This window comes from Streptomyces sp. NPDC029151, from assembly GCF_055564315.1.
Genome location: NZ_JBVHWQ010000001.1, coordinates 1,550,783 through 1,564,097, shown reverse-complemented (window position 1 = coordinate 1,564,097; position 13,315 = coordinate 1,550,783). Strand labels below are relative to the sequence as shown.

11 protein-coding genes are annotated in these 13,315 nt (G+C 74.0%); 3 read left to right on the top strand and 8 right to left on the bottom strand.

Annotated features, from left to right (window positions below):
• The first annotated feature begins 332 nt into the window (after positions 1–332).
• Together ACZ4VF_RS06340 and ACZ4VF_RS06335 are read left to right on the top strand one after the other, a co-directional pair.
• Positions 333–1,865 carry an anthranilate synthase component I family protein gene (locus ACZ4VF_RS06340; RefSeq protein WP_467923473.1) on the top strand — a complete coding sequence of 511 codons (1,533 nt, stop codon included), beginning with the start codon at positions 333–335 and terminating at the stop codon, positions 1,863–1,865.
• Complete coding sequence (locus ACZ4VF_RS06335; protein ID WP_467923472.1) at positions 1,862–2,452, top strand: anthranilate synthase component II; 591 nt, start codon at positions 1,862–1,864, stop codon at positions 2,450–2,452. Before ACZ4VF_RS06340 ends, ACZ4VF_RS06335 begins: the two co-directional genes overlap by 4 nt.
• Here the strand turns inward: ACZ4VF_RS06335 and pdxR are convergent.
• Positions 2,439–3,833: a MocR-like pyridoxine biosynthesis transcription factor PdxR gene (gene pdxR / locus ACZ4VF_RS06330; RefSeq protein WP_467923471.1), complete on the bottom strand. Its 1,395-nt coding sequence runs from the start codon at positions 3,831–3,833 to the stop codon at positions 2,439–2,441. The genes ACZ4VF_RS06335 and pdxR overlap by 14 nt on opposite strands.
• Positions 3,834–4,014: 181 nt before the next feature.
• Between pdxR and trpD the strand changes: the two genes are divergently transcribed.
• Positions 4,015–5,073 (top strand): anthranilate phosphoribosyltransferase, encoded by a 1,059-nt coding sequence (gene trpD, locus ACZ4VF_RS06325; RefSeq protein WP_467923470.1) that lies wholly within the window; start codon positions 4,015–4,017, stop codon positions 5,071–5,073.
• An 88-nt stretch (positions 5,074–5,161) separates the two neighbouring features.
• On the opposite strand, the gene trpC is transcribed toward trpD, so the two are convergent.
• The 7 genes from trpC to ACZ4VF_RS06290 form a co-directional block, all read right to left on the bottom strand.
• On the bottom strand, positions 5,162–5,998 hold the full coding sequence (gene trpC / locus ACZ4VF_RS06320; RefSeq protein WP_467923469.1) for an indole-3-glycerol phosphate synthase TrpC: 837 nt from the start codon (positions 5,996–5,998) through the stop codon (positions 5,162–5,164).
• Positions 5,995–7,617 carry an FAD-binding oxidoreductase gene (locus ACZ4VF_RS06315; RefSeq protein ID WP_467923468.1) on the bottom strand — a complete coding sequence of 541 codons (1,623 nt, stop codon included), beginning with the start codon at positions 7,615–7,617 and terminating at the stop codon, positions 5,995–5,997. Before ACZ4VF_RS06315 ends, trpC begins: the two co-directional genes overlap by 4 nt.
• Complete coding sequence (locus ACZ4VF_RS06310) at positions 7,614–8,273, bottom strand: DsbA family oxidoreductase (RefSeq protein WP_467923467.1); 660 nt, start codon at positions 8,271–8,273, stop codon at positions 7,614–7,616. The genes ACZ4VF_RS06315 and ACZ4VF_RS06310 overlap by 4 nt, the downstream gene beginning before the upstream one ends.
• Positions 8,270–9,553 (bottom strand): flavin-dependent oxidoreductase, encoded by a 1,284-nt coding sequence (locus tag ACZ4VF_RS06305; RefSeq protein WP_467923466.1) that lies wholly within the window; start codon positions 9,551–9,553, stop codon positions 8,270–8,272. Before ACZ4VF_RS06305 ends, ACZ4VF_RS06310 begins: the two co-directional genes overlap by 4 nt.
• Positions 9,550–10,674, bottom strand: coding sequence for a monodechloroaminopyrrolnitrin synthase PrnB family protein (locus ACZ4VF_RS06300; protein ID WP_467923465.1), 1,125 nt, complete (start codon positions 10,672–10,674; stop codon positions 9,550–9,552). The genes ACZ4VF_RS06305 and ACZ4VF_RS06300 overlap by 4 nt, the downstream gene beginning before the upstream one ends.
• 205 nt (positions 10,675–10,879) lie before the next feature.
• A complete protein-coding gene (locus ACZ4VF_RS06295; protein WP_467923464.1) occupies positions 10,880–12,289 on the bottom strand; it encodes a beta-ketoacyl [acyl carrier protein] synthase domain-containing protein in 1,410 nt (469 codons plus the stop codon).
• Between the two features lie 76 nt (positions 12,290–12,365).
• Positions 12,366–13,280, bottom strand: a complete 915-nt coding sequence (locus ACZ4VF_RS06290) for an SDR family oxidoreductase (RefSeq protein WP_467923463.1) — start codon at positions 13,278–13,280, stop codon at positions 12,366–12,368.
• Between the last annotated feature and the right edge of the window lie 35 nt (positions 13,281–13,315).

Below are 13,315 nucleotides of genomic sequence, written 5' to 3'. Positions count from 1 at the left end.
CGGCCGGCCGGTGACGTCGTCTTCTCCCGCGCGCCGGGCACTGCGGGGGCGTGGTCCGGGCTCATCGCGGGTCCTTCGATGTCGCTTCGGTTGTTTCCGGAGGTCTTCACGTCGCCCTCCCTCGGCCGTGGCACCCCACTCCAATTCCCGCGGGCTTTTCCCGTCAAGTTTCCGCCCGTTTGGACCGGCCGCACGCCCTGGAATTGGTCTGGTCGCCTGCGCCGCGCCTCTGATTCGCTGTTCGCGGCACCCACCCGCTCGCGCCGTCGGACGAAATACGGCGGAGCCGGGGGGCCGGTGAGAACAGCGCGAAAACCGAGGGGAATCACACGATGGCGCGCAGCGCACCGATTCACGTACGCGTCACCGCGTGCGGACTGCCGGCGCACGACCCGCTCGATCTCTACGAGGAACTGCGCCGCACCCACCCGGCCGAGGACGTCTTCCTCCTGGAGAACGCCTCGGGCTCCGGACGCGACCCCGACCGGGCCGTCGTCGGCTGCGGCCGGCTGCTGGACGTACAGGTCCTGCCCGACGGCCCGCAGGGGGTGACCGTCCGCGTCGTGGGCGAACCGGCGCTGGTCCGTGCCCTGCTCGAGCAGGGCCGTGCCCTGGGCCTGACCGTCGGCACCGGTTCCGCGGCGGCCGACGGGCGGGGGCTCTCCGCCGCGCTGCGCGCCGAGCGGTCCGATCAGCTCTGGGCGTTCCTGGAAGCGGCCCGCGGCGATCTGTTCGAGGTGCGCACGGACCTGTCCCCGCACGGTTTCTCCTTCGGCTTCCTGACGAGCCTCGCCTACGAGTCGACCTGGCACATGGAGGACCTCGGCGAGCGGACCAAGCCCTCGCGGGGCCCGGACATCACGCTCACCCTCTTCCGGCACACGGTGTGGTACGACCGCACCGACGGCACGGTCAGCGCCCTGCGGGCCGACAGCGAGGAGTTCGTCGCCCGCCAGGACCCCGGGCTGTGGGAACCCGCGGAGCGTGCCGCCCGGCGGGAGGGCGTGCCGCCGGTGCCGGAGGCGCCCGAGCCGCTGTCGGTGCGCGACAGCGTGGACCGGGCGACGTTCCTGCGCTGGGCGGAGCGCTGCCTGGAGCACATCAGGGTCGGGGACATCTACCAGATCCAGATCGGCCACCGCATCGACGTCCGCTCCGCCCTGACACCGGAGGCGGTCTACCGGCGGCTGCGCGCCCGCAACCCCTCGCCGTACATGTATCTCGCGCCACGCGGCGACACCCTGCTGATCGGGGCGAGCCCCGAGCTGTTCTTCCGCATCGAGGACGGCGAGATCGCCATGCGTCCCATCGCGGGCACCGCCCCGCGCGGCGGGGACGACGAGGAGAACGAGCAGCGCGTCAAGGAGATGCGGGAGAGCACCAAGGAGCAGGCCGAGCACATCATGCTCGTGGACCTGTGCCGCAACGACATCGGCCGGGTCAGCCGGCCGGGCACGCTGCCGGTGGAGCGGCTGATGGAGGTGGAGGCCTACTCCCACGTCTTCCATCTGGTCTCCACCGTCAGGGGGCGCCTCGCCGACGGGGTCACCGCCTTCGACGCGGTCCGGGCCACCTTCCCCGCGGGCACCATGACCGGCGCGCCGAAGATCCGCGCGATGGAGATCATCGACGAGCTGGAGCGCGAGTCGCGGGGCGGCTACGCGGGAGCGGTGGGTCTGCTGGACGTGCGCGGCTGGAGCGAACTGGCCCTGTGCATCCGCACGATCGAGTACGACGGCGCCGCCTACGCCACACAGAGTTCCGCCGGGCTGGTGGCGCAGTCCGATCCCGCGGCCGAGTGGCGCGAGACGCTGGCGAAGATGGGGGCGGCCTACTGGGCGCTCACCGGAGGGGAACTGCTGTGACGAAGGTCCTGCTGATCGACGCGTACGACAGCTTCGTGCACATCATCGACCAGTACCTGCGCGCCCTGGGCGCCCGGACGGAGGTGGTGCGGTCACGGAGCAGGACACCGGAGGAGCTGGCCGCTTCGGCCCCGGACGCCGTCGTGCTCGGGCCCGGGCCCGGCCACCCGGCCGACTCCGGCCATGTCGAACTCGTCCATCGGTTCGCGGGCAGCGTGCCCCTGCTCGGGGTCTGCCTGGGGCACCAGGCGATCGCACTGGCCCACGGCGGCCGGATCGAGGTGGCGGAACAGGTGATGCACGGCCGCACCAGCGTCGTACGACACGACGGCGCCGGCCTGTTCGAGGGGCTGGGCAACACGCTGGAGGCCACCCGCTACCACTCCCTCGTCGTCGCCGAGCCGCTGCCCGAGCCGCTGGTGACGACCGCGGTCGATGTCGACCACGGCCATGTCATGGCACTGCGGCACCGCTCGCTGCCCGTGGCCGGGGTGCAGTTCCACCCGGAGAGCATCCTGACCACGGGCGGCCTGCGGATCTTCGAGAACTTCCTCGCGACGGCCCGGGCGCCGGTCACCGCGGGCTGAGGACCGCACCCAGCTCCCGCAGGGCCTCGGCCACCGCGGACAGCGGGAGATGGGCGTGGCCGACGACCACTGCGGGGGTCTCGCGACGGGGTACGGCCGCGAACGCCGCACCGCCCCGCAGCAGGACCCCGCGGCGCAGCGCGCCGGCGACCAGCACCGCCTCGTCGGTGCCGGCGGGCAGACGGACGTAGGCGTGCAGACCCGCGGCGGCCCCGAGCACGCTCGCGCCCGGCAACCGGGTCCGCACGGCCTCCTCCAAGGCACGTCGCCGGGCGGCGGACCGCTCCGTGACCCGGCGCAGGTGCCGGTCGAACAGCCCGCTGCGCAGCAGGTCCGCCAGGGCGAGCTGGGTGAACGACTCGGTGCCGAGATCGTGCCCGGCGCGGACCCGCAGCAGCCGGCGCAGCAGGTCCTCGGGGGCGGTCAGCCAGCCCAGCCGCAGTCCGGGGTCGAGGACCTTGCTGGCGGTGCCGGCGTAGATCACCCGGTCGGGGTCCAGGCGTTGCAGGGCCAGGGGACGGGGGAGCCGGTCGTCGTACCAGAGGCCGCCGTCGTAGTCGTCCTCGATCACCCAGCCGTCGACCGCGCGCGCCCACCGGACGAGCGCTTCCCGGCGCCGTGCGGACAGCACCGCGCCGGTCGGGAACTGATGGGACGGGGTGACCAGGACGGCGCGCGCCCCGGTCGCCGCCAGGGCGTCCACGTCGATGCCCTCCTCGTCCACCGGCACCGGCACCACACTCATGCCGTTGTCCTGGACGAAACGGCGCTGCCCGGCGTGGCACGGGTCCTCCACGGCCAGCTCCGTGATGCCCGTGGCGGGCAGCGCGGCGCACAGCAGGGCCAGGGCCTGCGCGAACCCGCCCACCACGAGCACGGTGCCCGGCGTGGCCCGCACCCCGCGCAGCCGCCCCAGGTGGCAGGCGAGTTCGACGCGCAGTTCCGGCGCTCCGGCCAGCGGCGGATAGGAGGTGCCGCGCGGCCGGGGAGCCTGCAGGACGCGCTGGTAGGCCGTCAGCCACTCCCGGCGCGGCACCCCGGGGGCGTTGTGCCCGCCGGTGCGCAGGTCCCAGCGGACGGCGGGCACCGGGCCCTCGTCCAGCAGGGCCGGCACCACCGCGTCACGGGAGAGGTGCCCCGTCACCCGGGTTCCCGCACCCCGTGCGGCCTCCAGGAACCCCTCCGCGGTGAGTTGCGCGTACGCCTCGACGACCACGCTGCGCGAGACGCCGAGGTCCTCGGCGAGCCGCCGGGTGGCCGGCAGCCGGGTGCCCGGGTGCAGGACTCCCTGCCGGATTTCCCGTTTGATGAATTGCTGTATCTGCGCGGTGAGGGATTCACCGTGTTCCCGGGAGATGGGCACCGCCAGGTGCAGGGGCACACGTCCTCCTTTCCGATGCGACGCTTTCCTGTTTCTCTCGGCATTTCACCGCGGGAGGCTCCGTGCTTTCGGTCGTGCGGAATTGGACCGTTCAGCCGCCGGGGAATTGGTCTGTCGAAGCGGGCCCGGCCCGCACACACTGGGCGGCGACACACATCCGGTGCCGACGAGGAGAATTCCCGTGACCGCACGGCCGAACGTCCGCGACTGGCCCACCCTGATCGAGATACTGCTCGCGGGTGGCGACCTCACGTCCGACGACACCGACTGGGCCATGGAGAGGATCATGTCGGGCGAGGTCGGCTCCGCGGCGCTGTCCGGGCTGCTGATCGCGCTCCGGGCCAAGGGCGAGACCGTCGAGGAGGTGGAGGGCCTGACCCGGGCGATGCTCCGCAACGCGCTGCCCCTGCGTGTGACGGGACCGGTGCTGGACATCGTGGGCACCGGGGGCGACGGCTCGCACAGCGTCAACATCTCCACGATGTCGGCGATCGTCGCCGCGGGAGCCGGGGCGCGCGTGGTCAAGCATGGGAACCGCTCGGCGTCCTCCACCTGCGGCTCCGCGGACGTACTGGAGGAACTGGGCGTGGTGCTCGACCTGCCGGCCCACGAGGTGGCCGAGGTCGCCGACGAGGCGGGCATCACGTTCTGCTTCGCTCCCCTCTTCCATCCGGCGCTGCGGCACGCCGCCGCACCGCGCCGGGAGCTGGGGGTGCGCACCGTGTTCAACCTGCTCGGGCCGCTGGCCAATCCGGCCGCCCCCACCGCGCAGGCCGTCGGAGTGGCGTCCGCCCAGGCACTGCCGCTGGTGGCCGGGGTGCTGGCCCGGCGGGGGGTGTCCGCACTGGTCTTCCGCGGCGACGACGGTATGGACGAGCTGACGGTGACGACGACGTCCCGGGTGTGGACCGTGCACGGCGGACAGGCCAGGGAAGAGGTCCTCGACCCCCGTGACCTCGGCCTCCGCCCGGCGACCCGTGACGACCTGCGCGGCGGTGACCGCGCGTACAACGCCCGGGTGGCCCGCGAGGTCCTGAACGGGGCGCGGGGGCCGGTGCGCGACGCGGTGGTCCTGTCCGCCGCCGCGGGCCTGGCGGCGCTGCGGCCCTCGTCCGCCGCGCTGACCGAACGCCTCGCGGACGGGATGCGCCAGGCGTGCGAGGCCATCGACTCGGGTGCGGCCGCCGGTGTGCTGGAGCGCTGGGCCGCCGTCACCGGGAAGCGGGCCGGAGTGCGGTGAGACGGCCGGGCCCGCCCGGGCCCGGTCCGCCGCCCGGTGTCCGGGAGCCCCGCCGGGCTCCCGGACACCGGTGTCACGGCACGGCGTCTCATACCGGGGTACGGTCCGTGCCGTGTTCCGGCGCGCCGGGCATCGGAGCGCGCCGTCCGGCGGCGACGAGCGCGGCCACCGCCGCGCACGGGTCGTCGCCGGTGACCACCGAGGTGCCGACCAGGATCGCGTCGGCGCCGAGCGCGGCGTAGCGGGCCGCGTCGCCCGGGCCGCGCACCCCGGACTCGGCGATCCGCACGACGTCCTCGGGAAGCCGGGGCGCGACGCGCCCGAACACGTCGGGATCGATCCGCAGGGTCCGCAGGTCCCGGGCGTTGACGCCGACGACGCTCGCCCCGGCGGCGAGCGCTCGCTCCGCCTCCGCCTCGTCGTGCACCTCGACCAGAGCGGTGAGGCGGGCCTCCGCCGCCACGGCGAGCAGCTCGGCCAGCCGCCCGTCCTCGAGGGCGGCCACGATGAGCAGGACCAGGTCCGCGCCGTGCGCCCGGGCCTCCCACACCTGGTAGGGCTCGACGACGAAGTCCTTGCGCAGCACCGGCACGTCCACCGCCGAGCGCACGGTGTCCAGGTCGGCGAGCGAGCCGGCGAACCGGCGCTCCTCGGTGAGGACGCTCACCGCCGCGGCCCCGCCGGCCGCGTAGGCGGCCGCGAGGGCACCGGGGTCGTCGATCCGCGCCAGCGGGCCCCGTGCCGGGCTGGACCGCTTGACCTCCGCGATCACCCGCAGGCCGGCGGGGGAGCGCAGCAGGGCCGCGGCGTCGCGCGCGGGTCCCCGCGCCAGCGCCCGCTCCCGGACGGCGGCCAGGGGCATGGCGCGGCGCCGCACGGCCAGGTCCTCGCGGACACCCGACAGGATCGTGTCGAGCACCGTCATCGTGCACCCCGCCGCGGCAGCGCCGGCTCGACCGACAGGGCGTGCCGGAACACCTCGCGCGGGTCCCACCGCCCCTTCACCTCGCGCAGCCGGGCGTGGTTGGAGCCGAAGTACAGTTCCTGCCAGCTGACGCCCGACCGGTTGCGCAGGGGGTCCTTGAGGTCCGTGTCCGCGTAGTTGACGTAGGCGCCCGCCGTGGCGCGGCCGGGGGCCGGGGCGCCGCCGGTGGCGGCGTAGACGTCCTCGTACAGCTCGCGCAGGAAGCCGATGTGCCGCTCGTCCTCCGCGGCAGAGGTCCACTCGCTGACGTACATCAGCATCAGCGCGCTGTCCCGGTGGGCGAGCGCCGTCTCGTGGGGCGCGACGGCGTTGACCTGCCCGCCGTACGGCGCGATGAGCACGCCGCTGCCCGGGTGGTCGTAGTCGGACCGGGTCAGGTGCCGGTGCAGAGCCGTGGCCTGCGCGTCGTCGAAGGCGCTGCGGTGGTAGGCGGACTTGCCCTTGATCCGCTTGCCGGTGGGGCGGTCGGCGAAGCCCTGCCACTGGGTCGCCATCAGCCACGGCAGCCGCTGCCGCTCGACGGTGCGTGACGGGGCGGTGACACCCCGGCCGACGGCGGCGAGGAAGTCGTCCAGCCTGCGATCCGGGTCCCCGGTCACGGCGGACAGCTGCACGTTGAGCGCCACGGCCCCGCCGGAGCGGTGGAAGACCGCGAGATGGCTGTAGAGGTCGGCCTCCGGGTCACCCGGCGCGTTGTGGGCGACGTGCCAGGCGCTGTAGTTCTTCAGCAGCCGGACGAAGGAAGCCTGGTCGAGGTCCTGCCAGGGCCACACCACGGTGCCGACGAGCAGTTCGGCCGGCGGGGTGGGCAGGGCCCGCTGCGGTGCGGCGCCCTGCGCGCCGGGGCTGCGGAAGAAGTAGCGCGTGACGACACCGAAGGTGCCGCCGCCTCCGCCGGTGTGAGCCCACCACAGGTCGCGCAGCGCCCCCTTGTCGTCCCGGGAGGCGACCACGGAGTGCGCGGTGCCCGAGGCGTCCACGACGACCACCTCGACCGCGTACAGGTGGTCCACGGTGAGTCCGAGGGTCCGGTTCAGCGGGCCGTAGCCGCCGCCGCTGACGTGACCGCCCACACCGACCGTCGGGCACGATCCGCCCGGCAGGGCCACGCCCCAGCGCTTGAACAGCTGCTCGTTGACCTCGCCGAGGCGGGCGCCCGCGCCCACGGCGACCGCCCGGCGCCGCGTGTCGTAGGTGATGGAGTTCATCGCCGACATGTCGATCACCGCGCGGATGTCCCGGTGGCCGACGAAGTCCTCGAAGCAGTGGCCGCCGCCCCGGACCGCGATCCGCTTGCCCGCGTCGAGGCCCTGCTGGACCGCGGCGACGACCTGATCCGTGGAGCGCGGCAGCGCGATCCAGTCCGGGGTGCCGATCCAGCGCTGGTTGACGCCCCGGGCGAGGTCGGCGTACTGCGGGCTGCCGGGGCGTACGGCGGTGCCCGCCTCGGCGGTGGGGGACGTTTCACGGGCCGCCGCCGGCGTAGCGGTGCCGGCGGCCGTCGCCGCGCCGATCAGCGCCGTCGCTCCGACGAAGCCACGGCGGGTCAGGATGCTCACTGGTGTTCTCCCTGAGTGCTGGTGGTGACGCTGCTCGCGTCGGTCATGGCCCGCAGGAAGACCTCCGGGTCCTCCTGCGCGCCCTCCAGGACGGGGCCGCCGGCGAAGACGAAGCGGGGGACGGTGGTGATGCCCAGGTCGCGGGCCCGGCGGACCTCCGCGCGCACCTCGGTGACCGCCTCGTCGGAGGCCAGCAGCCGGGCGGCGCGGTCACGGTCGAGGCCGGCCCGCTCCACCCGGGCCAGCAGGACCTCGTGGTCGGAGAGGTCGGCGCTCTCCACGAAGTACGCCGCGAACAACAGCTCCTCGAGCCGGCTCTGCACGGACCGTCCGTGCTCGCGGCCCGCCCACCACAGCAGGCGGTGCGCGTCCAGGGTGTTGACCGCGAAGCCCGTCGCGTTGCGGAAGGCGATGCCGTGGCGCGGGCCGGCCGCCGTGACCTCCCGGTCCATCCGTGCGGCACGCTCGTGCCCGTACTTGCCGGCCAGCCATTCGAGCATGGGCATGGGCTCGGCGGGCTGTTCACCGTCGATCTGATAGGGGTGCAGCACCACTTCGGCGTCACCGCGGCCGGACGCCGACAGCGCCAGCTCGAAGGTCCGCTGGGTGATGTAGCACCAGGGGCAGGAGACGTCCGACCAGATGTCGATCCTCATCGCAGGCCTCCCGCGCCGGTCGGGACGGCCAGGGACGGACGGGTGTTGACGGTCTGCGGGTCGAAGCCGCCGAGCCGGGCGAAGTCCGCGGAGATCGTCCGCAGTTCGTCGCCGGGGAAGACGTCGGCGACGTCGTCGAACCCGTCCGGTGCCCGCTCGTGGGCCAGGTCGATGACGACCTCGGGGCCACGGCGCCGGGTGCTGGCCTGGATGCGGGTCAGTGCCGGCAGACGCTCGGCCTCGTAGGCGGCCAGGGCATCGGCGGGGGTGTCCCGCAGCGCCAGCTCGCGGGCCACCACCCGGGCGTCGACGATCGACTGGGTGGCGCCGTTGGAACCCATCGGGTACATGGCGTGCGCGGCGTCCCCGAGCAGCGTGACCGGCCCGTGCGACCAGCGCGGCAGGGGATCCCGGTCGACCATGGGGTAGATGTAGGCCTCCCGGGCCGTACGGATCAGCGCGGGTACGTCGAGCCAGTCGAAGGCCAGGTCGGCGAAGTGGTGCAGGAACGATTCCGTCGACACGGCCCGGTTCCAGTCGGCATCCGCGAACACCTGGTCGGGATCGGCCGCGCGGGCCACGGCCCAGTTCATCAGCACCCCGCCGTGCGGCCCCTCGGGAGCCGACATCGGGTAGACCACCGCGCGGCGCCGGTCGTCACCGGCGATGATCATCGTGCGGCCGTCCAGGAAGGGCGGCGCGACGGTCGTGCCCCGCCACACCACGAGCCCGTTCCACGGCGGCGGGCCCTCCTGCGGGTACAGGCAGGCGCGGACCCGGGAGTGGATGCCGTCCGCCCCGATCAGGGCGTCCGCCGTCGTCTCGGAGCCCCGTCCGGCGCAGGGGTGGTGCACCCGGACGTCGACCCTGCCGTCGTCGCGCAGCTCGAAGCCCTCGACCCGGGCGTCCGTGACGATGCTGTCCTCGCCCAGCCGCCGGCGCACGGCGTCGGCCAGCACCGCCTGGAGCCGGCCGCGGTGGACGGACAGCTGCGGCCAGCGGTACCCGGCCTCCACGCCGCGCGGCTCCCGCCAGATGAGCTGTCCGTGGCGGTTGTGGTAGCCGAGGCTGCCGGTGGGCAGGGCGACCTCCAGCAGCTCGTCCAGCAGGTCGAGTTCGGCCAGTTCCCGCACCGCGTTGGGCAGGATGTTCAGACCCACGCCGAGCGGCTTGATCTCCGCCACCGCCTCCAGGACGCGTACGTCGTCCACACCGGCGGCGTGCAGGCTCAGCGCGGTGGTCAGGCCGCCGATGCCGGCTCCCGCGATCAGGATGCTCATGCCGACCTCCGCTCGGTCTGCGCGGCCGACGCCGCCGGTCCCGGCCGGCGGGTGAGCTGGGCGGTGGCACGGGTCAGGTCGATGATCTGCCGCAGCAGGTCGACGCTGGCACCGCCGCTGCCCACCGGATACAGCCGCAGATCGGCGTCGTAGGCCTTGCGGGCGATGCCCAGGTGGCGGCCGCGGAAGACGACGATCACCCGCAGCAGCCGGGCGAGCGCCTCGGCGGACTGCCGCAGGGCGGGACTACGGCGTTCGGCGCCGTCCGGGTCGTCCCCGTAGGCGGCCACCAGCCGGCTCACCACCGACGGCACGCCCGTCCAGCGGCCGTACAGCTCGCGCCAGCGCGGCAGGCTGTAGGGCACCGAGTCGCGCAGGAACTCCTCGTACTCCGGCTCGCTGTTGTCCGCAGCCCAGATCGCCTGGTCGATGAGCCACAGCGGGACCTGCGCGGCGGCCGGTCCGAGCAGCACCCGGCCGTCGACGGTGATCTCCTCGAAGTAGGAGCGCAGGATACGGGCGAAGAACTCCGGGCTCACGTTGGCCACGACCATGTCGATGGACGAGACCATGGTCTCCACGTGGGCGGTCAGCTCGTCGGTGAGCACGGCGAACTTCGGGTCGGTGACACTCGCGCCGCTGAGCCGCTCGGACAGTTCCAGGCCCTCGCGCAGATGCGGGAAGACCATGCGCACGGACTCCTGCAGATACGCCTCCTGGATGTCCCCGGTGTACATGCGCTGGCGGCCGCCCGTGGGGTTCCAGGTGGTGTAGTGGTGCACGGTGTCGCGCGGCACCATGTCGGTGCGCCGCCCGAGCTCCAGCAGGACGGGCAGCACCTCGGGGACCAGGGGCAGCGGCTCGGGGCCGTGCCGCTTGATCGACCCGAGGAACATGCCGAGGTCGCGCATCGCCGCGACACAGGCCTCCACGGAGTACCCGGAGACGTCGTCGAGGGTCGGTACGAGCCGGCGCAGCGCCGCCACCAGGGCGGGGACGTCGGCGTTCTCGTTGTGGCGGCGCATGGCGAGGCAGGGCGCGTCGGCGGCGAGCGGGTCCAGTTCCCGGATCGCCGCCGTACGTATGGAACTGCCGAGATCGATACCGAGCGTGCTGGTCAAGACATATCTCCAGAAAGAGTCGTCAGTCGCGAGCCGGCCGGCGGCCGGCCGCCGGCACACCGCCCGCACCGCACTCCCGCGCGACGGCGGGACGGCGGTGTGGCGGCGGCAGGCGGAGCCGGACGAGAGCCGGTGGAGGGAAGAGAGAGAAGGGGTGAGCCCGGGCGGTCGGGGTGGGGCCGGCCGCTTCACCGGTGAGGGCCGGTCAGTCCCCCCGGGGGGACCCGGCGGCGCCGGGCAGGGGGTGAACGCGTGGCCGCCACCCCTCCGGTGGCACGGCCGCACGCCGGACCGGAGCGTCGCCCGGTACGGCCCAAGGGCCGAGGATCACATGCACGTTCGTGCCGGACATGCCCTGCCCGTTGACGGCCGCGAGAGGAGTGCGGCCGTCGACGGCGGACAGGGGCTCGGGGGACGTCGGCACCACCAGGGGCAGCCGGTCCCAGTCGACCCGGGGCGAAGGCTTGTCGAAGTGCAGGCTGGGCGGCACCTGACCGTGCTCCAGACACAGCACCGCCTTGATGAGCCCGGCCACACCGGCGGCGGCCTCGCAGTGCCCGATGTTCGACTTCACCGAGCCCACGAAGCACGGCCGGCCGGGCGGGCGCCGCTCGCCCAGCACCTCGCCGAGCGCGGCCAGTTCCACGGCGTCGATCCCGGTGCCGGTGCCGTGCGCCTCGACGTAGCCGACGTCACCCGGAGCCACCCCGGCGTCCCGGTAGGCCCAGCGCATCGCCATGGCCTGGCCGTGGCCGGAGGCGTCCGTGACGCGCTCCTTGGTGGCGCCGTCGTGGCTCATGGCGCTGCCCAGGATCACCGCACGGATCGGGTCGCCGTCCGCGACGGCGCGGTCGAGCGCCTTGAGCACGACGACACCGATGCCGTCGGACCGTACAAAACCGTCCGCGTCGGCGTCCCCGAAGCGGCACCGGCCCCGCGCGGACAGGACCCCCGCGCGATCGAAGACATCCGTGGCCGTGGTGCCGAGCAGCAGGTTGGCACCGCCGGCCAGCGCCAGGTCCGACTCGCCCGCGCGCAGGCTCAGGCAGGCCAGGTGGACCGCGGCGAGCGACGAGGCCTGTGCGCAGTCCACGGTGACGCTGGGACCGTGCAGCCCGAGATGGAAGGAGAGCCGTCCGGCGAGCATCGCCCGCTGGTGGCCGCCGACCAGGCAGTCCAGGTCGAGCGTGCCGGCCCGGGCCTCGCGCAGCCGCTCCCAGTGGTCGGCGTGCGCCTGGCCGACGAACACGGCCGTACGGCTGCCCTTGACCCGTCGCGGGTCCGCGCCCGCGTCCTGAAGGGCCTCCCAGGCGGTGAGCAGCAGCAGGCGCTGCTGCGGATCCATCGCGGTGGCCTCGTCGTCCCGGATACCGAAGAACGCCGCGTCGAACTCGTCGACCCCGTCCAGGAAACCGCCGCGCTCGCCCCCCGCGGGCACCGTCACCCCGGCGGGGAACCGGTCCGCCGGCGCGGGACCGGTGGCGTCCCGGCCCGCGCGGAGCAGTTCCCACAGCTGCCCGGGGCCGTGGGCCCCCGGCAGGCGGCATCCGACGCCGATCACGGCGACGGGCACCGGTGTGCGCCGCTGGTCCGGCGCACCGTTGTGGCCTGACATCTCTTCCCCCGTCATGTCGTCGTGCCGTCGGCCGGGACGCGATCGCGTGGGTCCGCGTCCCGGCGCCCGGCCCTGGTCACCCGGCGTTGCGGGCCCAGTGCTCCCAGGGCTGGGCCTTGACCCACTCGATCACCGGAGTGAGCCGTACGCCCAGCGCGGCCTCCACCGCGTCGGGCGAGGGCGCGAGCAGCTCACTCGCCCGGCCGGTGGCGGCGTAGTGGTAGATACCGGCGACCCCCGCGGCGGCCTCGGCGCCGAGGAGCTGCGCGAGACCCTGCTCGAACTGCGCGACGTCCAGCGGGAGGTAGCGGACCTCACGCCCCAGGGCCTGCCCGAACGCCGCCGCCAGCTCGGGGCCGGTGACCACGTCGGCGCCTCCGACGTCCAGCACCCGGCCGGCCGGCACGTCGTCGTCCAGGGCCCGGGCGATCACACGCGCCAGGTCGTCGTGACACATCCAGGCCACGCGCTGCTCGGCGGGCAGCGGGTAGGCCAGCACGCCGTCGTTGACGATCGCGGGCCCGTTCCACGGGCTGAAGAGGTTCTCCAGGTACACCGGCGGCCTGACCACGACCACGGGAACCTCACCGCCGCGCAGCACCTCCTCCGCGAGGCGGCGCGTCTCGAACCCGGCGTACGGCGTGGTCTCGTCGGGGACGGGGGTGTTGACGTTGTACACCAGGCGCCGTACTCCGGCCTCGCGTGCCGCTTCGGCGACGTTGCGGGCGTAGGCCGAGACCGTCTCCGTGTCGTACACCAGCGGCATCACGACGACGGCGTGCGTCACGCCCTGGAAGGCGGCGCGCAGCTCCTCCAGGCTGCCCAGGTCACCGCGCACCGGTGTCACCCCGGCGGCCGCCGGTTCCTTCGCCGTGTCGCGGACCAGGCCGCGCACGTCGTGCCCCTGGGCGGCCAGGAACCGGGCCACCGCACCGCCCTGGTAACCGTTGGCTCCGGTCACGAGGATGGTCTTGCGGTGCTGTTGTGTCATGTCGTGCCTCTCTCGGTGGTGTTCGGTTCGGTGCG